General features: G+C 70.5%; 23 protein-coding genes. 15 read left to right on the top strand and 8 right to left on the bottom strand.

Translation table 11 applies throughout. The annotated features are described in order from the left end of the window. Positions 1-5 precede the first annotated feature (5 nt). The gene (locus AB0L65_RS35010) at positions 6-1,097 is read left to right on the top strand and encodes a glycoside hydrolase family 172 protein (protein WP_364254200.1); all 1,092 of its coding nucleotides are present in this window, start codon (positions 6-8) and stop codon (positions 1,095-1,097) included. A gap of 38 nt (positions 1,098-1,135) precedes the next feature. Further along, complete coding sequence (locus tag AB0L65_RS35005) at positions 1,136-2,137, top strand: LacI family DNA-binding transcriptional regulator (protein WP_364254197.1); 1,002 nt, start codon at positions 1,136-1,138, stop codon at positions 2,135-2,137. Between the two features lie 4 nt (positions 2,138-2,141). On the opposite strand, the gene AB0L65_RS35000 is transcribed toward AB0L65_RS35005, so the two are convergent. From AB0L65_RS35000 to AB0L65_RS34985, 4 genes are all read right to left on the bottom strand, one after another. After that, the gene (locus AB0L65_RS35000; RefSeq protein WP_364254194.1) at positions 2,142-2,567 is read right to left on the bottom strand and encodes a nuclear transport factor 2 family protein; all 426 of its coding nucleotides are present in this window, start codon (positions 2,565-2,567) and stop codon (positions 2,142-2,144) included. A gap of 67 nt (positions 2,568-2,634) precedes the next feature. Continuing rightward, entirely contained in the window at positions 2,635-2,757 is a 123-nt protein-coding gene (locus AB0L65_RS34995) for an SDR family NAD(P)-dependent oxidoreductase (protein ID WP_364254191.1), read from the bottom strand. A gap of 13 nt (positions 2,758-2,770) precedes the next feature. Next, the gene (locus AB0L65_RS34990; protein WP_364254188.1) at positions 2,771-3,526 is read right to left on the bottom strand and encodes an SDR family oxidoreductase; all 756 of its coding nucleotides are present in this window, start codon (positions 3,524-3,526) and stop codon (positions 2,771-2,773) included. A gap of 143 nt (positions 3,527-3,669) precedes the next feature. Beyond that, entirely contained in the window at positions 3,670-4,311 is a 642-nt protein-coding gene (locus tag AB0L65_RS34985; protein ID WP_364254185.1) for a TetR family transcriptional regulator, read from the bottom strand. 299 nt (positions 4,312-4,610) lie between these two features. Between AB0L65_RS34985 and AB0L65_RS34980 the strand changes: the two genes are divergently transcribed. From AB0L65_RS34980 to AB0L65_RS34965, 4 genes are all read left to right on the top strand, one after another. Further along, positions 4,611-5,831: a cytochrome P450 gene (locus AB0L65_RS34980; protein ID WP_364254182.1), complete on the top strand. Its 1,221-nt coding sequence runs from the start codon at positions 4,611-4,613 to the stop codon at positions 5,829-5,831. Between the two features lie 14 nt (positions 5,832-5,845). Continuing rightward, complete coding sequence (locus AB0L65_RS34975) at positions 5,846-6,040, top strand: ferredoxin (protein ID WP_364254179.1); 195 nt, start codon at positions 5,846-5,848, stop codon at positions 6,038-6,040. Positions 6,041-6,098: 58 nt separating this feature from the next. Continuing rightward, complete coding sequence (locus AB0L65_RS34970) at positions 6,099-6,326, top strand: aldehyde dehydrogenase family protein (RefSeq protein WP_350741191.1); 228 nt, start codon at positions 6,099-6,101, stop codon at positions 6,324-6,326. A gap of 88 nt (positions 6,327-6,414) precedes the next feature. Then, positions 6,415-7,380, top strand: a complete 966-nt coding sequence (locus tag AB0L65_RS34965) for a metallophosphoesterase (protein ID WP_364254176.1) — start codon at positions 6,415-6,417, stop codon at positions 7,378-7,380. Positions 7,381-7,422: 42 nt separating this feature from the next. On the opposite strand, the gene AB0L65_RS34960 is transcribed toward AB0L65_RS34965, so the two are convergent. Further along, positions 7,423-8,397, bottom strand: a complete 975-nt coding sequence (locus AB0L65_RS34960; protein ID WP_364254173.1) for an oligopeptide/dipeptide ABC transporter ATP-binding protein — start codon at positions 8,395-8,397, stop codon at positions 7,423-7,425. Between the two features lie 7 nt (positions 8,398-8,404). Continuing rightward, positions 8,405-9,406, bottom strand: coding sequence for an ABC transporter ATP-binding protein (locus tag AB0L65_RS34955; protein WP_364254170.1), 1,002 nt, complete (start codon positions 9,404-9,406; stop codon positions 8,405-8,407). A 129-nt stretch (positions 9,407-9,535) separates the two neighbouring features. Between AB0L65_RS34955 and AB0L65_RS34950 the strand changes: the two genes are divergently transcribed. The 7 genes from AB0L65_RS34950 to AB0L65_RS34920 are packed head-to-tail and all read left to right on the top strand — an operon-like array spanning position 9,536 to position 17,154. Then, on the top strand, positions 9,536-10,744 hold the full coding sequence (locus AB0L65_RS34950; RefSeq protein ID WP_364254167.1) for a membrane dipeptidase: 1,209 nt from the start codon (positions 9,536-9,538) through the stop codon (positions 10,742-10,744). Next, on the top strand, positions 10,744-12,315 hold the full coding sequence (locus tag AB0L65_RS34945) for an ABC transporter substrate-binding protein (protein WP_364254164.1): 1,572 nt from the start codon (positions 10,744-10,746) through the stop codon (positions 12,313-12,315). Before AB0L65_RS34950 ends, AB0L65_RS34945 begins: the two co-directional genes overlap by 1 nt. A gap of 5 nt (positions 12,316-12,320) precedes the next feature. Beyond that, positions 12,321-13,274, top strand: coding sequence for an ABC transporter permease (locus tag AB0L65_RS34940; RefSeq protein WP_357750328.1), 954 nt, complete (start codon positions 12,321-12,323; stop codon positions 13,272-13,274). Further along, entirely contained in the window at positions 13,271-14,125 is an 855-nt protein-coding gene (locus AB0L65_RS34935; protein WP_363968068.1) for an ABC transporter permease, read from the top strand. Before AB0L65_RS34940 ends, AB0L65_RS34935 begins: the two co-directional genes overlap by 4 nt. Beyond that, positions 14,122-15,291 carry a Xaa-Pro peptidase family protein gene (locus AB0L65_RS34930; protein WP_364254161.1) on the top strand — a complete coding sequence of 390 codons (1,170 nt, stop codon included), beginning with the start codon at positions 14,122-14,124 and terminating at the stop codon, positions 15,289-15,291. The genes AB0L65_RS34935 and AB0L65_RS34930 overlap by 4 nt, the downstream gene beginning before the upstream one ends. An 11-nt stretch (positions 15,292-15,302) precedes the next feature. Then, positions 15,303-16,142: an alpha/beta hydrolase gene (locus tag AB0L65_RS34925; protein WP_364254158.1), complete on the top strand. Its 840-nt coding sequence runs from the start codon at positions 15,303-15,305 to the stop codon at positions 16,140-16,142. Positions 16,143-16,161: 19 nt separating this feature from the next. Further along, on the top strand, positions 16,162-17,154 hold the full coding sequence (locus AB0L65_RS34920; RefSeq protein WP_364254156.1) for an Lrp/AsnC family transcriptional regulator: 993 nt from the start codon (positions 16,162-16,164) through the stop codon (positions 17,152-17,154). 27 nt (positions 17,155-17,181) lie between these two features. Here AB0L65_RS34920 and AB0L65_RS34915 read toward each other — a convergent pair whose 3' ends face one another. Both AB0L65_RS34915 and AB0L65_RS34910 read right to left on the bottom strand, forming a co-directional pair. Beyond that, positions 17,182-18,165, bottom strand: coding sequence for a hydroxyacid dehydrogenase (locus AB0L65_RS34915; RefSeq protein WP_364254153.1), 984 nt, complete (start codon positions 18,163-18,165; stop codon positions 17,182-17,184). 37 nt (positions 18,166-18,202) lie between these two features. Further along, positions 18,203-19,240: a LacI family DNA-binding transcriptional regulator gene (locus tag AB0L65_RS34910; protein ID WP_364254150.1), complete on the bottom strand. Its 1,038-nt coding sequence runs from the start codon at positions 19,238-19,240 to the stop codon at positions 18,203-18,205. Between the two features lie 187 nt (positions 19,241-19,427). On the opposite strand from AB0L65_RS34910, the gene AB0L65_RS34905 reads away from it, so the two are divergent. Further along, entirely contained in the window at positions 19,428-20,402 is a 975-nt protein-coding gene (locus tag AB0L65_RS34905) for an ABC transporter permease subunit (RefSeq protein WP_364254147.1), read from the top strand. Continuing rightward, positions 20,399-21,283 carry a carbohydrate ABC transporter permease gene (locus AB0L65_RS34900; protein WP_363968083.1) on the top strand — a complete coding sequence of 295 codons (885 nt, stop codon included), beginning with the start codon at positions 20,399-20,401 and terminating at the stop codon, positions 21,281-21,283. Before AB0L65_RS34905 ends, AB0L65_RS34900 begins: the two co-directional genes overlap by 4 nt. Positions 21,284-21,311 lie beyond the last annotated feature (28 nt).

Below are 21,311 nucleotides of genomic sequence, written 5' to 3'. Positions count from 1 at the left end.
ATCATATGAGCTACGGAAACCACGGCAGCAGCCTGCGCGACCTGCCCCGCCTGCGGGCCTCCAGGCGCAAGCGGGTCTCCAGCTACGACCGCACGGGCGGCAACGAGGACCGGCTGACCGTCGAGGCCGGCACCACCGTGACCCTGGCCGACATCGAGGGCCCCGGCTCGATCAACCACATCTGGTGCACGGTGGCGCTCCCCCTGAAGGACGTGCCGGACGCGGTGGACGTCGACTACCTGCGCAGGCTCGTACTGAAGATCACCTGGGACGACCAGGAGCACCCCAGTGTGCTGGTGCCGCTCGGCGACTTCTTCGGTATGGGCCACGCCAAGACCGCGAACTTCGTCTCCGCGCCGCTGCAGATGAGCCCGCAGGACGGCAAGAGCTTCAACTCGTGGTTCCACATGCCGTTCGCGAGCCGCGCGAAGGTGGAGCTGATCAGCGAGCTGTCGGCCGAGCCGGTCTTCTTCTACTACTACGTCGACTACGAGCTGTTCGACTCGGCGGCCGAGGACCTCGGCTACTTCCACGCGCAGTGGCGGCGCGAGCGGCCCACCGACGGGGTCCCACAGGGCACGCAGAGCAACCGCGAGTACCAGGTCGAGGGCATCAACGACACGGGCGACGGCAACTACGTCATCCTCGACGCCGAGGGGCGCGGCCACTACGTGGGCTGCGTGCTCAACATCCGCAACCTGCGCGAGACCAGCGACTGGAACTGGTACGGCGAGGGCGATGACATGATCTTCATCGACGGGGAGCCGTTCCCGCCCTCGCTGCACGGCACCGGCACCGAGGACTACTTCAACACCGCCTGGTGCCCGACGCAGACCTACCACGCGCCGTACCACGGCATCACCATGCCCGGCGGGGACAACTGGAGCGGCGAGATCTCCCTCTACCGCTTCCACGTCGAGGACCCGATCACGTTCACCGAGTCCATCAGGGTGACGATCGAGCACGGCCACGCCAACAAGCGCTCGGACGACTTCTCCTCGGTCGCGTACTGGTACCAGACGCTGCCGCACAAGCCGTTCGGGCTCGCGCCGGTGGCGGAGCGGTTGCCGTTCCCACCGCCGCCCGCCCTGGCGTAATCGATTTCTCCTGCCCGTGTCTCCGAGATCGGACGAGGTTGATCAAGATCCAAGATGTCGCGCGGCACGCCGGGGTCTCCGCCGCGACGGTCTCCCGCGTGCTCAACGGCCGTTCCACGGTCAACCCGGAACTCGCGGGGCGGGTGCTCGCGGCCGTGCGGGAGCTCGGCTACCGGCCCAACGGGGTGGCGCGCAATCTCAGGCGCAGGCAGACGACGTTGTGGGCGGTGCTGGTCTCCGACGTCGGCAACCCGTTCTTCACCTCCCTGGTACGGGGAGTGGAGGACGGGGGCCGGCAGTTCGGGTACTCGGTGGTCCTGTGCAACACCGACGAGAACCGGGCCCGGGAGGCCGAGTACATCGCGGTGGCGCTGGCCGACAACATGGCCGGCGTGATCATCTCTCCGGCGGACGACTCGACGGACATCTCCGCCCTGGTCGCCGCCGGCACCGCCGTCGTCACCATCGACCGCGAGCTCGCCGAGACCGAGGTCGACGCGGTGATGGTGGACAACGAGAAGGGCGCGGAGATGGCGACCGCGCACCTGCTGTCGTCCGGCTACCGGCGGATCGCGTGCATCACGGGCCCGCGGCGGATGTCCACCGCCATGCGGCGGCTGCGCGGCTACCATCGGGCGCTGCGCGCGGCCGGCGTGCCGGTGGATCGTGCCCTGGTGCGGCACGCGGACTTCCGTGAGGAGGGCGGCTACTCGGCCATGGCCGCGCTGCTGGACGAGGGGGTGGAGATGGACGCCGTGTTCGCGGCCAACAACCTCATGACGGTGGGGGCGGTGGAGTGCCTGACCGAGCGGGGGGTGCCGATCCCCGGGCAGGTGGGGGTGATCGGGTTCGACGACATCCCGTGGGCCCGGCTGTTCCGGCCCGGGCTGAGCACGGTCCGGCAGCCGACGTACGAGCTGGGGCGGGCGGCGGCGCAACTGCTGGCCAGCCGGATCGACAACCCGGCCCGGCCGGCGGCCCGGATGGTGCTGCAGACGGAGCTGCACCCCCGCGAAAGCTCCCGCCCCCGGCACGACTGAGCGCTCAGGGCCGGCGGTCGCCGAGGGCTCGCGCGACCGTGAGGCTGTCCTCGTAGATGTGGTAGCGGGTGATGAGCCCGTCCTCGACCGTGAGGTGCAGCGCGAACGGCGAGGTGTACGCGACGCCACTGGCGCGTACCGTCTGCGCGATCTCCCCGAGCACGACGGCGTGCGTCCCGTCGACCAGGATCCGCGTCACCGACGTGCCGTTCAGCTCGGGCACGTGGTGGGCCTCCAGCGACCGGAAATGGTCCGCCACGTCGGCCCGGCTGGACCGAGCCCGGATCCACGGCACCGCGGGATGCCCCTCGGCGGGCCAGTCGAGCTGCCAGTCGACCGGCTCGGCGAACAACTCCGCGGTGCGGGGATGATCGCCCTTGGCCATCCTGCGCAGCAGCTCCTCAACGACGTCACGGGTGTCAGCACTCATGCCGCAACCCTCTCGGCAAACGCACGGGACGTCGATTACCTCCGAGATAAAGGCACCCGCCAGGCCGTCAGCGCCGGGCCCTGACCGCGACCCGGGCCCCCTCCGCCGAGAGGGCCGGCGCGGTGGCCTCGCCGATGCCCGACGACGCCCCGGCGACCAGGGCGACCTTTGCGGGCAACGGGTTGCCCACGTGCCTCCTCCGGCTATTTGCCGGTCGCGTTCCGGCCGAGCCAGTCGCGGTAGCTGATCGTGCCGAGGACGGCGCCGCCCTCCGGAACCAGCGACCGCTCGCTCAGCTCGCTGCCGAAGTAGCGCCCGTGCGGGTCGGTGACCACCTCGCGCGGGTCGCCCCAGGCGGTGAGCGCCTGGCGGAAGAACTCGTCCATCCGGTACTCCTTGGGCCCGGCGATCTCGACCCTGCCGTTCAACGGCGCTCCGACCGCGGTCCGGCCGACCGCCTGGGCCACGTCGTCACCCGCGATCGGCTGGAACAGCACGGGCGCGATGTGCACCTTGCCGTCCGCCGTGGCCTCGTCGGCGATGCCACGGGCGAACTCGAAGAACTGGGTCGAGTGCACGAGCGAGAACGGGATGCCCGACTTCTCGATCAGCTGCTCCTGAGCGATCTTCGCCGCGAAGTAGCCGTTGTCCGGCATCCGCTCCGTACCGACGATCGACACCGCGACGTGGTGACCCACGCCGGCCGCCGCCTCCGCCGCGAGCAGGTTGCCCGTGGAGGTCTCGAAGAAGTTCAGCACCGCGGCCCGCTCGAACGACGGCGAGTTCGACACGTCGACCACCACCTGCGCACCCGCCAGCACCTCGGCCAGCCCTTCGCCGGTCAGGGTGTTGACGCCCGTGTTCGGCGCCGCCGCCACCGCCTCGTGACCGTGCTCGCCCAGCTTCGCCACCAGCTTCGACCCGATCAGGCCCGTCCCGCCGATTACCACGATCTTCATTGCGATCCTTTCGCTCCACCGGGCCGCCTCGTCGCCACCCGGTCGCCAGCTAAGACCGGACAGCCTCCGGGCCTGTGACAGCCGCGGCGAAATTTCTTCACAGCCGAGGGACGATCTCTCCGGTCAGCGTGGTGGAGAAGGAGCTACGGCGTGCCCCGGACGGGGGCCTGCCACATGGCGACGATCGCGTCGATCAGGCCGTCGGCCGTGTCGTCCCAGGTGGGCCGGAAGGTGGGCGCGTGTTCGGCCAGGGCCCGTTCCCGCTCGACGCACATCTGCACGATGAGGTGGCGGGCCATGGTGGTGCGTTCGCGGTGGAGGCCGGAAGGGCGGCCGGGCATGCACCGGGCCAGGCCGTCGCTGAAGAGCCGCAGCACCGGGGCGGCGGTCAGGGCTTCGTCCACCATGATGGCGTTGAACGCGGGGTCGGCCATGACCTGGGCGGCGAAGCGGGCGTACCAGGTGGGGCTGCCCAGGGTCTCCAGGTGTTCGGTGAGCGGGCGGACCAGGCAGGCGACCCAGTCGCGCAGGTCGGTGGAGCCGTCGATGTCGGCCATCATGCGTGCGCGGATGCGCTCGATCTGCTCGGCGTGCTTGCGGGCGATCGCGCGGATCAGGTCGGCCTTGGCGCCGAAGTGGTAGCTGACGGCAGCGTTGTTGCCCTGGCCGGCGGCCTCGCTGATCTGGCGGTTGCCGACGGCGTGCACGCCGCGTTCGGCGAACAGCCGCTCGGCCGCGGCCAGGAGCGCCTCCCGGGTCGCGCTGACCTGCTCGTCCCGTGTCATCTTGCTGATCATCGTCATTCACCGCACCGGGACTCTCGCGCAGCCCGCGACGGCCCAGTCCCACAGGCCGCCGCAGGTCCTCGGCCGTGCCGGCGAGGTGTGACGGAAGGACAGCCTATTCAAGCGACGGACCGACGGTCGTCCCGTCGAGGGCCGCTCCGGCTTGACAGGCATCCGCCCCACGCTAGAGTTTAAATCAATCGGTTGATTTAAACCATCCGGCCGACGCGGATGCGGGGATCGGCCAGGCCCGCGAGACGGCCGGTGGAGCTCGCTTAAGCGCATTCCAGGAGGAAACAGTGACGACAATCCCGGAGTACAACATCGCCAGATCGGCGAAGTGCCCGCTGGACCCGGCGCCCGCGATGCGGGCGCGGCAGGAGGAAGGGCCGCTGGCCCGGGTCCGGCTGTGGGACGGCAGCACCGCGTGGCTGGTGACCGGCCACGCCGAGCACCGCGCCGTGCTCGGTCACCCGAAGGTCAGCGTCGAGCCCGCGCGCGGCATCCCCCGGCTCTCCCCGGCGGAGGCCGCGACGATGGACAGCCTGGCCAAGGCGGGCTCGGCGAGCCTCGGCTTCATCATGATGGACGATCCCGAGCATGCCCGCCTCCGGCGGATGGCGACCTCCGCGTTCACGGTCAAGCGGGTCGAGGCGATGCGCCCGGCCACACAGGAGATCGCGGACGAGCTGATCGACCGGCTGCTCGCCGGCCCGAAGCCCGCCGACCTCGTCGAGGCGTTCGCGCTGCCGCTGCCCTCGCTGGTGATCTCCAACCTGCTCGGAGTCCCGTACGACGACCACGAGTTCTTCCAGGCCAACAGCAGGACCATCATCAACCGCAACTCGACCGCGGAGGAACGCGGACAGGCCCAGCACCGGCTGGCCGAGTACCTGGACGGGCTGATCGGCGAGAAGCTCGCCAAGCCCGGCGACGACCTGCTGTCCGGGCTGGTCGAGCGGGTCAAGGCCGGCGAGCTGTCCCGGCAGGAGGCGGCCCGCATGGGCGTGCTGATGCTGTTCGCCGGCCACGAGACCACCGCGAACATGATCACACTGGGCACCCTGGCCCTGCTGCGGGACCCCGGCCAGCTCGCCCTCCTCCGCGAGAGCGACGACCCGAAGCTGATCGCGTCGGCGGTCGAGGAGCTGCTGCGCTACCTCACGATCACCCACGGCGGGCTGCGCAGGGTGGCTCTGGAGGACATCGAGATCGCCGGCCAGGTCATCCGGGCCGGCGAGGGCATCATCACGGTCAACGAGACCGCCAACCGCGACCCGTCCGTCTTCCCCGACCCGGACCGGCTGGACCTCCAGCGCAACCCCCGGCTGCACGTGACCTTCGGGTACGGGGTGCACCAGTGCCTGGGACAGCCGCTGGCGCGGATGGAGCTGCAGGTCGCCTACCCCGCTCTCCTGCGGCGGATCCCCACCCTGGCGCTCGCCGCCGAGCTGGAGCAGATCCCGTTCAAGCACGACGGGTTCGTCTACGGGGCCTACGAGCTGCCCGTCACCTGGTGACCGAGGAGGACATCGTGAAGATCATCATCGAGCAGGACAAGTGCGTCGCGTCCGGGCAGTGCGTCCTGGCCGCCGACGACGTGTTCGACCAGCGGGACGAGGACGGGGTCGTGATCCTGCTGAACGACGACCCGTCGCCCGAGCGGCTGGCGGACGTGCGGCAGGCCGCCCTCGTCTGCCCCGCCCTGGCCATCACCGTCGAGGAGTGACCGAAGGCGGCCAGGGCCGATGCGGGTCCACCATCCCCCCAGCAGGAAGGCAAGCGTCATGGACGATCGGCTGATGTACCGGCGTGAGTTCTACGTCGGAGGTGAGTGGGTCAAACCGGCGGGCGGCGAGGTGCTGAAGGTCGTCTCCCCGTCGAGCGAGGAGGTCGTCGGCGAGGTACCGGTCGCGACCGTGGAGGACATGGACCGCGCCGTGGCCGCCGCCCGCGCCGCCTTCGACCATGGCCCGTGGCGCCCGATCGGCCTGACCTCAGGATGGCCGGGATGAGGCCGGCCACGTCTATGTCAGGGAGCCGTCGGTGACTTGTCGACTTGGCGTCATGTCCGGGTTGTGGGGCTGTGCGGAGAATCGTCCCATGCGTAAATCTTCCGCTGCCGTCGCCGCGCTGATGGCAGCCCTGGTCGCCGGCACCGTCACTCCCGCGTCGGCCGATGCCCAGGAGACCCGCGGCCCGTCTCTCAGCTTCGCCCTGCTCGGCGACACTCCGTACGGCGCCGACCAGCGAGCGGCGTTCCCCGCGCTGGTCGGCGCGGTGAACGCCGATCCGGACGTCCGCTTCGTCCTGCACGCCGGTGACGTCAAGGACGGCGCGTCCACCTGTGACGACGCGCGCTTCGCCGACCTGGCCAAGCTGTTCGGCACCTTCGACGACCCGTTCGTGCTGACCCCCGGCGACAACGAGTGGACCGACTGCCACCGCACCGCCGCGGGGGGCTATGTGCCCACGGAGCGGCTCGACGCGGTCCGCACGTTCTTCTACCCGAAGGCCGGTCACACGCTCGGCCGCAACCCGATCGGCGTGCGGACCCAGGCGTCCGACAGCCGGCACAGCGCCTACAAGGAGAACGTGCTGTTCCGCCGGCAGGGCGTCGTGTTCGCGACCGTGCACGTGGTCGGCAGCGAGAACGACCTGGCGCCATGGTCCCAACTGCCGGGCGGCGACCGTCCCGACCTGCGACTGGCCGAGTTCACCGCGCGCAAGGCGGCGGCCCTCGACTGGATCGACACCGCCTTCGACACCGCACGGCAGACGAACGCCCCCGGTGTGCTGCTCCTGATGCAGGCCGAGCCGACCGACACTCCTGGATTCTCCGAGATCCGTGCCCGGATCACCGACCGCGCCAAGGCGTACGGCAAGCCCGTCCTGCTCGTGCACGGTGACGAGCACGTGTACGAGGTGGAGCCCGGCTACGCGGGCGTCCCCAACCTGACGAGGCTGGAGACCTACGGCGTCACGGCGACCCAGTGGCTGCGCGTCACGGTCGAGCCCCGCTCGCGCGCGGTGTTCTCATGGCGGCCCCAGACGGTGCCCGCCTCCTGAAGGAAGGCCGCCGGCCCGGAGCGCCCGCTCCGGGCCGCGGATTCAGCCGGCCGCCCGTTCGGCGTGGTGGCAGGCGGCGTAGTGGTCGCCGACCGCCTCCAGCACGGGCTCGACCTCGGCGCACCGCTCGGTCGCCTTCCAGCAGCGCGTGTGGAAGCGGCATCCGGGTGGCGGCGCGACGGGGCTCGGCGGGTCGCCCGCCAGCATGATCCGCTGCCGGCCGCGTAGCCGGGGCTTCGGCACGGGTGCCGCGGAGAGCAACGCCATCGTGTACGGGTGCGCCGGCTCCCCGTACACCCCGCCCGCGGGCCCGACCTCGGCCATCCGCCCGAGGTACATCACGCCGACCCGGTGCGACACGTGCCGCACCACGGCCAGGTCGTGGGCGATGAACACCAGCGCCACGCCGAGCGTGCGCTGCAGCTCGGCGAAGAGGTTGACCACCTGCGCCTGCACCGACATGTCCAGCGCCGACACCGGCTCGTCGCACACGATCACGTCCGGTTCGGTGGCCAGCGCGCGGGCGATGCCGATCCGCTGCCGCTGCCCGCCGGAGAACTCGTGCGGGAACCGGTTCATCCGGTCGGGGGACAGGCCCACCAGCTCCAGCAGGTCGCCGACCCGCTCCCGCATGGCGCGCGCGTCCGGGCACAGCCGGTGCACCCGCAGCGGCTCGGCGACGATGTCATGCACCGTCATGCGGGGGTTCAGGGAGGTCAGCGGATCCTGGAAGACCATCTGGACGCGCCGCCTGATGTCGCGCGGCACGCCGCCGCGGGCGAAGAACGGCCGGCCGCGGAAGGTGACCTCGCCCTGGTCAGGGCGTTCGAGGCCGACGAGCATGCGGGCCAGCGTGGACTTGCCGCAGCCCGACTCGCCGACGATGCCCAGGGTCTCGCCGGCACGCAGCTCCAGGTCCACGCCCGCGACCGCGCGCACGGCCCCGCCCCTGGACAGCATCCCGCCGCGGTAGGTCTTGTGCAGCCCGACGGCCTGCAACACGGGCTGGTCAGACACGGGCTGGTCAGACGCGGGCGGCATCGAGCATCTCCTCCGAGTGGTGGCAGGCGGCGTACCGGCCGGTGCCGGTCGGCAGCAACGTCAGTTCCGGGCGCGTGGTCGAGCACACCTCGCTCGCCCGCGCGCAGCGCGGCGCGAACGAGCACCCGGGCGGTACGCTCGCCGGGCTCGGCGGCGCCCCGGGGATGGCACGCAGCGACGCGGCCGGGCTGTCCAGGTCGGGGATGGCGGCCAGCAGCGCGTCGGTGTAGGGGTGGGCCGGCAGGTCGTACAGCTCGCCGACCTCGCCGCTCTCCACGATGCGCCCGGCGTACATCACCGCCACCCGGTCGCTGACCTCGGCCGCCACCCCCAGGTCGTGGGTGATGAGCAGCACGGCGGTGCCCAGCTCGCGCCGCAGCCGGTCGATGAGCTCCAGGATCTGCGCCTGGACGGTCACGTCCAGCGCGGTCGTCGGCTCGTCGGCGATGATCAGGTCGGGTTCGAGCGCCACGGCCATGGCCACGAGGATGCGCTGGCGCATGCCGCCGGAGAACTGGTGCGGGTAGTCGTCCACGCGCGTGGCGGCGGCCGGGATGCCCACCAGGTCGAGCAGTTCGACCGCGCGGGCCCTGGCCTGCTTGCGCGAGGCGCCCCGGTGCACCCGGAACAGCTCCCCGACCTGGTCACCGACGCTGAGCACCGGATTGAGCGCCGACAGGGCGTCCTGGAAGACCAGCGTCATCGCGCTGCCGCGCAGGGCTCGGCGCTCCTCGGCGGACATCGCCGTCAGGTCCCGGCCGCCGAGCCGGGCCGCCGCGGAGCGCACCCGGACGTTCGGGCCGTCGAGCAGTCCCATGACGGCCTTGGCGGTGACGGATTTGCCCGACCCCGACTCGCCCAGCAGCGCCAGTGTCCGGCCGCGTTCGATGGTCAGGTCCACGCCCCGCACCGCCGGGACCTCGCGTCCGTGGGCGGTGAAGGTGACGTGGAGGTCGCGGATCTCCAGGACGGGTGCCTCGCTCACTGCACCCCTTTCTCAGATGTGACGAAACTTGGCATCGACTTAGCCGAACTTGCCGAAAAACAACTCTCATATTGCCTTTCACGCCCGATCCTGGCAAGCTTCCTCGAAATCGGATGAAAGGGATTGCCAGTGCTGGAAGCCGCGAAGAGCTATAAGGGTTACCGTTCCTACGAGTACCTGGAAGCGGGCGTCGACTACCGGGAGTTCGACCTGGCGCCCGAGTTCGGCAGGGTTCCGGCGTACCAGGGGCCCGAGCTCTCCACCGAGCAGACCGAGCGCGTCCGCCGCCTGCTCGTCGACAGCCTGGTCGTGTCGCTGCACGACCACCCGTCGATCTTCCCCGACGACATCGGCCAGACCGTCGACTACAACCGCACCGCCCGCCACCACACCGGCTACGCCGGCCTGGCCCGCTCCGGCATGACGGTCGTCTTCGACAACCTCATGGACGGCACCTGCTGCATCACCAGCCAGGCGGGCTGGAAGTGGAACGACGTGATCGCCGACATCGGCATGCGCCTGTCGGACCTGGCCCACCAGGACTTCCTCATCAAGGTCGAGCGCCTGGCCGACGTGCGCGAGGCGCACGCCGGCGGCCGCATGGGCCTCGTGCTCGCTCTCGAGGCGGCCACGATGATCGAGAACGAGGTCGACAGGATCGACATGCTGTACGGCTTCGGCGTCCGCCAGATGGGCATCGCCTACAGCGAGGCCAACACCCTGGGCAGCGGCCTGAAGGAGCGCGGCGACGGCGGCCTGACCCTGTTCGGCGAGAAGGCCGTGCGCCGCATGAACAAGCTCGGCATCGCCATCGACGTCTCCCACTCGGGCGACCAGACCTCGCTCGACACGATCCGCCACTCCACCAAGCCGATCCTCATCACCCACGCGGGCGCCCGTTCGGTCTGGCCGACGAACCGGATGAAGCCGGACTCCGTCATCAAGGCGGCGGCCGAGCGCGGCGGCGTGATCGGGCTGGAGGCGGCCCCGCACACCACGCTCTCGCCCGACCACCCCCGCCACAGCCTGGAGTCGGTCATGGACCACTTCACCTACTGCGTGGACCTCGTCGGCATCGATCACGTCGCCTTCGGCCCCGACACGCTGTTCGGCGACCACGTGGGGCTGCACGACACCTTCGCCGAGCACCTGTCGCTCAACGAGGCGCACGCGGGCACCCCGTACGAGAAGGTCGCCTACGTGGACGGCCTGGAGAACCCGGCCGAGTGCTTCTGGAACATCATCTCCTGGCTCGTCGCCCACGACTACTCCGACGACGAGATCACCAAGGTCATCGGCGGCAACGTCATGCGTGTGCTGGAAGAGGTCTGGTTCTGATGAGACGCTCCATCCTCGTCTTCGCCGCGCTGGCGATCGCGACGGCGGCCTGCGCCCCGAGCGTGCCGGGACAGTCGTCGTCGTCCCAGAGCGCGCCGCCGGCCAACGCCGACCGGCTGACCATCGGCACGACCGCCGACGTGGTCAACTACAACCCCTTGGTCGGCAACAGCCGTACCGACTCGTGGGTCACCAACCTCATGTACCCGCACCTGACCCAGATGGACGAGTCGGGCAAGCGCGTCCCGTACCTGGCCACCGAGTGGTCCTACTCCGACGACGGCAAGACCGCCACGGTGAAGCTGCGCGACGACATGAAGTGGTCCGACGGCAAGCCGGTCACCGCCGACGACGTGGTGTTCTCGGTGACGACGGTGCAGAAGGAGAAGTTCGGCGTGGTCGCCGGGCTCATCACCGCGCTGGACAAGGCCGAGGCCGTCTCGCCGACCGAGGTGCGATTCGCCCTCAAGCGCCCTGACGGCACGTTCCTCGACAACGTCGGCTTCTGGCTGCCGGTCGTGCCCAAGCACGTCTTCGAGAAGGCGCCCAGCGTGCAGAAGTTCGCCAACGACGCCGACTGGGTGAGCGCGGGGCCGTTCAAGCTCACCAAGGTCGAGCGCGGCCAGCGCTACATCATGCAGCGCGTGGACGACTTCGGCCCCGGCACGCCTGCCGTCAAGGAGATCGTCTTCCGGGTCTTCCCCGACGTGAACACCGAGGTCCTCGCGCTGCGCAACGGCGAGATCGACCTGATCGGCAACGTGCTGCCGCCCGCCACCGCGACCGAGCTGAAGAACGACCCGAAGGTCACGTTGCAGCAGATCCCGTCGCTGGGCTGGGCGCACCTGCAGTACAACACCAAGCGCAAGCCGCTCGACGACGTCCGCGTCCGGCAGGCGCTCGCGCAGGCCGTCGACTACGAGGCCATCAGGAACATCGCGCTCAAGGGCTACGCCAAGTCCTCCAACTCCAGCGTGCTCACCCCGTCGCTGCCCGACTACGTGGACCCGGCCTCGAAGGAGTACGTCTTCGACCCGGAGCAGTCCAAGAAGCTGCTGGCCGAGGCCGGGGCGACCGACCTCAGCCTGAGCATGATCTACGACCAGGCCGACCCGAACATCGCCCGCTGGGCCCCCATGGTCCGCGACTCGGCGAAGAAGGCCGGGATCACGATCAAGCTGCAGGGCCTGGAGCGCAACACGTACCTGGACAAGACGCTCAAGCGCGACTTCGACATCTACGCCGGCTCGTGGGCCGTCATGGACAACCCGCCCGCGAACCTCGGGCTGGCCTTCAAGACCGGCGGGTTCATCAACTACGCCCAGGTCAGCGACCCCAAGCTGGACGACCTGATCGACCAGGCGCAGCGGGCGCTCAGCGCCGCCGACGCCAAGGCGCCGATCCAGGAGGCCGCGCGGATCATCCACGACCAGGTCTACGACAACGTCCTGTACGTGGAGACGTTCAACATCGCGCACTCCACGAAGTGGACCGGGTTCAAGCCGATGCCCAGCGAGCTGCTGTCCATCCTGAACCCGCTCTCCCTCGCCGCGGCCAAGCCGGCGGGCTGATCGCCATGCGGTTCATCGGCCTGCGGCTGGCCCGCGGCCTGCTCACCCTGTGGTTCGCGGTCACGGTCACGTTCTTCCTGGTGCGCCTGCTGCCGGGCGACCCGGTGCTGGCCGTGGCCGACCCGAACATGACCGAGGAGCTGCGCCAGAAGCTCCTGGCCGACTTCGGCCTGGACAAGTCGCTCGGCGCGCAGTACGTCGACTACCTCGGCCAGCTCCTGCAAGGCAACCTCGGCATGTCGTTCCGCCAGTCGGTCCCCGTCACGACCGTGCTGATGGAGCGGCTGCCGTGGACGCTGATCCTGACGGTCTCGGCCATGGTGGTGACGATCGCGCTGGGCATCCCGCTCGGCGTGCTCGCCGCCACCAAGGCCAAGGGGTGGCTGGACCGCCTGATCCAGGTCACCGGCGTCACCGCGCAGTCGCTGTTCGTGCCGAGCGTCGGGATCTTCCTCATGTACGTCCTGGGGGTCTGGCTCGGCTGGTTCCCCATCGGCGGCGCGGTCGACCTCGACGCCACCGGCTTCGGCGCCACGCTCAGCATGCTGCACCACCTGGTGCTGCCGTGCCTGTCCCTGGTCCTCATCCAGCTGGGCGGCTACGTGCTCACCATGCGCACCACGCTCATCGACGCGCTCGGCGAGGACTACGTCGCACTGGCCAAGGCCAAGGGCGTCCGCCCGGGGAAGGTCGTGTGGAAGCACGCCCTGCGCAACGCGCTGCTGCCGACCACCACCATCGCCGGGCTCCAGCTCGGCACCCTGGTCGGCGGCGCGGTGCTGACCGAGACGATCTACGCCTACCCGGGCATCGGCCGCGCCATCTACGAGGCGGTCGGCCAGCTCGACTTCCCCGTCCTGCAGGGCGCGTTCGTGCTGCTCGCGGCGGCCGTCGTGGCCGCCAACCTGATCACCGACGTGGCCTACGGAATCCTCGACCCCAGGGTGCGCACCTCATGACTGTGGCCGCCATCGAGCTCACGCCCAGGCAGCGGACCTGGAGCGCGTTCCGCCGCAACCCGCTCGGCCTCGCCAGCGGCGTCGTGCTGGTGCTGCTGGCACTGGTCGCGGTCCTCGCGCCGCTGATCGCGCCCTTCCCCGAGGGGTACGGCGCCGACACCTCCCAGCCGCCGTCGGCCGCCCACTGGTTCGGCACCGACGACATCGGGCAGGACGTGTTCGCCCAGGTCGTGTGGGGCACCCGGGTCAGCATGGCGGTCGGCGTCAGCGCCTCCGTGCTGGCCATCGTGATCGGCCTGCTCATCGGCGTCAGCGCCGCCTACTTCCGCCGCCTCGACACGCCGCTCGGCGTGCTGGTGGACCTGTCGCTGTCGCTGCCCGTGCTGCCGCTGATGATCCTGGTGGCGGCGCTGGCCGGGCCGAGCGTGCGCACGCTGGCCGTGGTCATCGCGCTGTTCAGCTGGCCCGAGGTGGCCCGCGTGGTCCGTTCGCAGGCGCTGGCGATCGTGCCCATGCCGTTCGTGTCGGCGGCCAAGGTCGTCGGCGGCTCGTCGCTGTGGATCGTCCGCAAGCACCTGCTGCCCGGTGTCATCCCCGTCGTCGGCGTGTCGGTCGTGCTGACCACCTCCCGCGCCGTGCTCGCCGAGGCCGGGCTCTCCTTCCTCGGCCTCGGCGACCCCAACAGCTGGTCGTGGGGGACGATCCTGCACAAGGCGCAGCAGTCCGGCTCGCTCGCCTCCGCCTGGTGGACCACGCTCTTCCCGTCGCTGGCCATCTTGCTGCTCGTCCTGTCCACGACGCTGCTGTCCGTGGCCTACAACGACGCCCGCAACCACAGGAGCGACTCATGACCTTCAGCCAGCGGCTCCCCGACGCCTTCTACGCCGGCGCGCTCGCCCGCGTCCGCGCGGAGATGGCCGCGGAGGACCTGTCGGCGCTGCTGCTCGACGACCCGCTCGACGTCGCCTACCTCACCGGCTTCCACCACTTCCCGAACGAGCGCCCGGTCGCCTGCTGGCTGCCGCTCGACGGCGACCCGGTCCTGCTCGTGCCGGACCTCGAACGCGAGTACGCCCAGGACCAGCGGGCCCGCGCCGAGATCGTGGCCTATCCCGAGTTCCCCGGCCGCCGCCCGCCGTTCGCGGTGCTCGCCGACCACGTACGCCGGCCCGCGACCGCCGCGTACGCGGGCTCCACCAGCGTCGCCCGCGCCCGGGCCCTGGCCGAGGCGTTCCCCGGCACCCGCTGGAGCACCTGCGAGGCCGTCGGCCGCGTCCGGCTGCGCAAGACGCCCGAGGAGATCACCCTGCACGAGGAGGCCGCGCGCATCGCCGACGCCATGCTGGAGGCCGGCGTCGAGCTGGTCAGGGCGGCCCTTGAAGCCGGCGGCGAGCTGCCGACCGAGACGGAGCTGGCCTCCCACGTCATCGCCCACGGCGCCCGCCTCATGCACGCCAGGCACCAGGACGTCGTCGTGGTCCCCATGCTCACCGGCGGCCTCGTCTACGGCGGCCCCAACTCGGCCCAGCCGCACCGGCTGCCGGGCGGCGACCGGCTGCGGGCGGGAGAGACGTTCATGCTCTCGCTCGGCTGCGCGGTCGGCGGCCGGTTCGTCGAGAGCGAGCGCACGTTCGTCATCGGCGAGCCCACCACGCTGCAGGCCCGCTACTACGAGACCGTCCGCGAGGCCCAGGAGACCGGTACCGAGGCCCTGGTCGCGGGCCTGACCTGTGAGGAGGCCAACCGCCGCTGCCTGGCGGTGATCGAGGAGGCCGGGCTGGGCGCGTACATCCGCCACCGGCAGGGGCACGGCATCGGGCTCGGCTTCCACGAGCCGCCGTGGCTGTCCGACGGCGACGGCACCGAGCTGGCCCCCGGCATGATCCTGTCCAGCGAGCCCGGCGTGTACGTGCCGGGGCACGCCGGCTACCGCATCTCCGACACCGTCCTGGTCACCGAGTCGGGGCCGCGTCGGCTCACGGCGTACCCGCGCGAGCTCACCGACGTCATCATCTGAAAGGCAGACACGTGTTCGTCGACATCAACGGCAACCCCCTGAACGTCGAGGTCCTCGGCGACGGCGAGGAGACGATCATCGCCCACCACGGCGCCCCGGGGCTCGGCTCGCTCGCCGAGCCGAAGGCCGGCTTCGGGCGGCTCGCCGACGCCTACCGGGTGGTCGTCTTCGACGCCAGGGGATCGGGCAGGAGCGGACAGAACGGGCCGTTCACGCACGAGCAGTGGGTCGCCGACGTCGAGGGCCTGCGCGAATGGCTCGGCGCCGAACGCATCGTGATCGCCGGCGGCTCGTACGGCGGCTTCATCGCCATGGAGTACGCCGCCCGCCACCCTGACCGCGTCAGCGCCGTCGTGCTGCGCGACACCTCGGCCGACAACGCCAACCAGGAGCTGGCCACCCGCAACGCCGCCGCCTCGTCCCGGGTGCGGATCGACCCGGCCAAGCTGGATCGGATCATGTCCGGCACCGTCCGCGACGACGCGGACCTGAAGGACTGCTGGCGGGAGATCCTGCCGCTCTACGACCACGACTACGACCCGGCCAAGGTCGAGCAGCGCGTGGCCGCCACCCCGTACCACTACCTCACCCACAACCACGCCTTCGCCGTCAACCAGCCGAACTACGACATCAAGCACCTGCTGCCCGGCATCACGGCCCCGGTCCTGGTGACCGTCGGCAGGCACGACTGGATCACGCCGGTCGAGTGCAGCGAGACCATCGCCCGCCTCATCCCCCAGGCTGAGCTGCGGGTGTTCGAGAAGTCCGGCCACTCGCCGCAGGTCGAGGAGGCCGAGCTGTGGGAGGCGACCGTCCGCGACTTCCTCGACAAGGTGCGCGGGCGGCGCTGAACACGCGATGATGCCCCCGATGGAAGATCTCGACGACCTCGACCGGAAGATCCTCGCCGCGCTCCACGTGAACGGCAGGGCGAGCTGGACCGACATCGCCCAGTTGCTGGGCATCTCCACCAGCACGGTGGCGCGGCGGGCCCAGCACCTGTTCGCCGCGGGCCTGGCCCGCGTGGCGGTGCTGCCGCACCTGGAGCACGACGGGCCCGTGCACGTGTTCATCGTGCGGCTGTCGTGTGCGCCCGGCAGCCAGCTCAGGGTCGCCGGGCTGCTGGCCAGGAACCCCGACATCCGGTACGTCTCCATCGTCACCGGCGGCTACGACATCGTCTTCGAGCTCGTCGCGCCCAAGGACCGCGACCTGTACTCGATGCTGGTCGACGTCGTGCACGCCATCCCCGGCACCCAGCAGAGCGTCGCCGACCTCGTGCTGCACACCTACAAGCGCAGCTACGACTGGAGCGTCCCCGTGGTCGGGGAGCAGGCGGCGCCGTTCGCGCTGGAGCCGCCCCTGCACGCCTGCGAGCGCGGGCACCTCGACGACGTCGACCGCGCCGTGCTGGCGGCGATGCGCGAGGACGGGCGGGCCAGCTTCCAGTCGGTCGGCAACCGGCTGGGCATCAGCGAGAGCACGGCCAGGCGGCGCTTCGAGGCCATGGTCGAGCGCGGCTGCGCCATCACGGCCACGTTCATCCCGGCCGCCGCACTCGGCTACGAGGCGGAGCTGCTCTTCTGGCTGTCGGTCGAACCCAGCATGCAGGACGCCGTCGCCGAGCGGCTCGCGAACGAGCGCGGCGTGCGGATGATCGCCTCCCTGCTGGGCCAGACGTCGCTGATCTGCGAGGTGATCGTGCCGACCACGGCCGACATCCACCACTTCACCTCGCGCACGCTGGCCTCCGTGCCGGGCATCCAGTCGTGGACGGCGGGCGTGCAGGTGCTGACGGTCAAACGCGGCTTCCTCATGGTGCCCTGGGCGGAGGAGCGAATCGCCGCGGCGCTGGCCGGCTGACCGTTACGCGGGAAGAGAGCCGGGTTCCTAGGCGATGCGGGCGAGGTCGCGCATGTGGATCGGGTACGCCGGAGGCAGCCCTTTCGCGTACCGCTCGAGTTCGTCGAGGGCGGCCTCGGCGAGGCGATGGACCTCCGTGCCCATGGCTCCGGCGATGTGCGGCGTGAGCTGCACGTTGGGCAGCCCGAACAGCGGTGAGTCGACCGGCAGCGGTTCGGGGTCGGTGACGTCGAGGATCGCGCTGAGCCGCCCGCTCACGCATTCGGCGGTGAGCGCGTCGGTGTCGATCAGGCTGCCCCGGGCGGTGTTGATGACCGTGGCGTGGTCGGGAAGCAGAGCCAGGCGGTCGGCGTCCAGCAGGTTGCGGGTCTCGGGCAGTGACGGCGCGTGCAGGGTCACGATGTCGCTGCGGCGCAGCAGGTCGGGCAGGGGCACGAGGGTCGTGCCGAGGTCCTCGGCGTCCGCCTCGGTGGCGTAGGGGTCGCTCACGAGCACGGTACGGTCGAAGGCCTGCAGCAGGCGTGCCACCCGCCGGCCGGTGTGCGACAGGCCGACGATGCCGACGACGCCGCCGTAGTTCGACCCGGCGGTCACCCGTTCCCGCCACGCGGAGTCGGCTCCCCGCCGCCGGTACGCCTCGGCGAAGGCGCTCACGCGTTTGCCGCTGTGCAGGATCGCGGCGAGGGTGTACTCCGCGACGGGCACCGCGTTGGCGTTGGCCGCGGAGGTGACGAGGATTCCGCGTTCCCAGCAGGAGGCGTCGGTCAGATGCGTCTTCACGGTGCCGGCCGCGTGCAGCACGGCGCGCAGCCGGGGAGCGGCATCGAGGACCTCGCCGGTCAGGAGCGGACACCCCCAACCGGTGATCATGACTTCGATGTCGCGGAGCCGGGCGCGGCTCGACGGTGAGCCGAGCTCGGTCAGCGCTTCGGGGCGGTCGAGCCGGGCGAGGGTGTGTAGTCGCTCGAATCGTGCGTCGTCGAAAAGCTGGCGGATGGTGGGTTCGGACATGACCAGTGCTGTCACGGGCCGGCGGGTCATCATGCTCCTATGCGGTGGTGGCTGCGATCGCGACGCTGTCCCGTACGACGACGTGAGTGCCGAGCACGACCCGCGGGTCGACGGTGTCCGGCGCCATCGCCATCGTGGCGGCGAGCCGGCCCAGTTCCCGGGCGGGAATGTGCACGGTGGTCAGTCCGAGATCGGCGGCGAAGGCGGCGTCGTCGAACCCCACGACCGAGATGTCCTCGGGCGTGCGCAGCCCCGCCTCTCGCAGGGCTTGCAGGACGCCGCTCGCGACGTGGTCGGTGTGGGCGAACACGGCGGTGAAGTCCGGCGGCCCGGCCCGCAGGATGTCGCGCATGCGGGCGTAGCCGGTCTCGCGGCTCCACGCGGGGCCCGCCTCCAGCCCGGGGTCGAGGTCGCCGCCGAGGTCGGCCAGGGCACGGCGGTATCCGTCCCGCCGCCGCACCGTGGTGCTGTGGTCCTGCTGGCCGCTCAGGAGCAGGATGCGGCGGTGGCCGCGCGACAGCAGGTGACTGGTCGCGGCGTAGGCACCGCCCTCGTTGTCGTACTCGACCACGCCGGCGGGTACGTCCGGGCCGAGCGGGGGGCGGGCGCACAGCACCAGACGTGAGCCGGTCTGCGCGAGGGAGGCGGCGAAGGCGCTGGTCTCGCGCACGTATTCCGGGCTTTCGGTGACGGCGCCGATGAGGACGATGGCCTGCGCGTGCTGGGCGCTCATCTGCCGCAGCACCTGCAGCTCGCGATCGGGGTCGCCGCCGGTGGTGCCGATCAGGCAGAACCGCCCGGCGTCGGCGAGGGTGTTGGCGATGCTCTGGACCAGGCTCATGAGAAAGCCGTCGTCGAGCATCCGGACCACGATGGCGATCGTGCCGGTCTCCTGGTGGATCAGTGCGCGGGCGTGCGGGTTGGCGACGTAGGCGAGGTCGCGGACCGCGCGCATGACCTTGTCGCGCGTTTCCGGCGCCGGTGGATAACTGCCGTTGAGGATGCGTGACACGGTGGACACCGAGACGCCCGCCCGGGCCGCCACGTCGCGGATGCTCGCCCGCCTGTTCGCCATGCCGTTCTCTACCTCCGTGCGCCTTGTTAAAAGGGTTTACTTCAGAGCCTAGCCCGTGCCCTCGCGGCCGGTCCAGGGGAGAGACCCTATCTGCCCGTTTGCGAAGTGTGGGTCTTGACGTACGAGTGAAACCCTTTTAACGTGCCGAGGACCAAGCGCCATTACGTAGCTGTTTCCAGGAGGCAACGTGGCCGTCACCCTCGCTGACCGGCGGACGGACGATCCGCCCACCAGCGCGGCCGGGTCCGCGCGCCGGCGCGGCGGCCGGCGGCAGCGGCTGCGCCGCAGCCGCTTATTGCTGCTCATGATGGCACCGGGAGTGCTGTACTTCCTGGTGTTCCACTACGTCGCTCTGCTGGGCAACGTCATCGTCTTCCAGGACTACCTGCCGTTCGCGGGCATCGCCAACAGCCCCTGGGTCGGCCTGGACAACTTCCGGACGCTGTTCGCCGACCCCGACTTCTGGCAGGCGGCAGTCAACACCGTCAGCCTCGCCACGCTGCAACTGATCTTCTACTTCCCGGTGCCGGTGGTCCTCGCGCTGCTGCTGCACAGCCTGACCCGGGGGTGGGTGCGCAAGGCGGTCCAGAGCATTGTCTACCTGCCCCATTTCATCTCGTGGGTGATCGTCGTCGCGCTGTTCCAGCAACTGCTCGGCGCGGCGGGCGTCCTCAACGGGCTGTTCGCCGACAACGGCTACCACCTGGTCAACGTCTTCAGCGAGCCGTCGTTGTTCAAGCCGCTGATGATCGCCGAGCTGATCTGGAAGGACTGCGGCTGGGGCACGATCATCGTGCTGGCCGCCCTGCACAACGTCGACGATCAACTCTACGAGGCATCCGCGATCGACGGCGCGGGGTGGGGCCGGCGGTTGTGGCACGTGACCCTGCCGTCCCTGCGACCCGTCCTCGTCCTGCTGCTGATCCTGCGGCTGGGCGACATCCTGAGCGTCGGCTTCGACCAGGTCCTGCTGCAGCGCGACGGGTTCTCCCCCGGCGTCGCGGAGGTCCTGGACACCTACACCTACTACCACGGGGTGGTCAACGGCAGCTGGGGACCGGCCGCCCTGGCCGGCATCTTCAAGGGCCTCGTCGGCCTGGTCCTGATCGTCGTGGCCAACAAGGTCGCGCACCGGCTTGGCGAGGAAGGAGTCTACCGATGACACGTCCGGTCTGGATGGAGCCGCCCCGGCCGAGCACCAAGGCGGCGAAGGCCGTCGCGGTGACGATCACGGTGGCGCTGGTGATCATCCCGTTCTGGGTGGTCGTCGCCACCAGCCTGTCGCCCGACCTGCAGGTGATCCGCAACGGCGGCTGGTCGATCTGGCCCGAGCAGGTGACGCTGGACGCGTACCGGCGGCTGTTCGGCTCCGGGGTTATCTCGCACGCGGTGCTCGTCTCCGCCGTGGTCACGATCGTGGGCACCGCGGTGAGCCTCACCGCCACCGTGCTGATGGCTTACGCGCTGGCCCGGCCGAACGTCTTCGGCGGCAAGCCGATCATGCTGGGCGTCCTGCTCACCTTCCTGTTCCCGCCGGCGATCATCCCCAGCTTCCTGGTCGTCAGCAACCTGGACCTGCGCAACCACTACGCGGCGCTGATCGCCCCGGTGCTGATCAGCTCCTTCAACCTGGTCATCATGCGGGGCTACTTCCAGGGCCTGCCGGCCCAGCTGTCGGAGAGCGCCCGCATCGACGGCGCCGGCGACGGCCGCGTGCTGTGGCACGTCGTGCTTCCGCTGTCCAAGGCGATCATCGCGGTGGTCGGCTTCTACTACGCGGTCGGCTACTGGAACAGCTTCTTCAACGCCATGCTCTACCTCGACGACCAGTCCACCTGGCCGCTGCAGCCGATGCTGCGGCAGATCGTCATGCTCGGGGCCAACCCCGACACGTCGATCGCGGCCGGTGCCGGGGCCAGTGTCGCCCCGCAGACCACGACCATGGCCACAGTCGTGGTCGCGGTGCTGCCGATTCTCGCGGTCTATCCGCTCGTGCAGCGCTTCTTCACCAAAGGCGTGCTCACCGGCGCGATCAAGGGCTGACCTGGCCCGACGGCCCACCCCCCTGCAC

Source organism: Nonomuraea sp. NPDC052116, from assembly GCF_040680035.1.
Classification (GTDB): domain Bacteria; phylum Actinomycetota; class Actinomycetes; order Streptosporangiales; family Streptosporangiaceae; genus Nonomuraea; species Nonomuraea angiospora_A.
The sequence above is the reverse complement of the archived record's forward strand: the minus strand, read 5'-3'. Positions and strand labels throughout refer to the sequence as shown.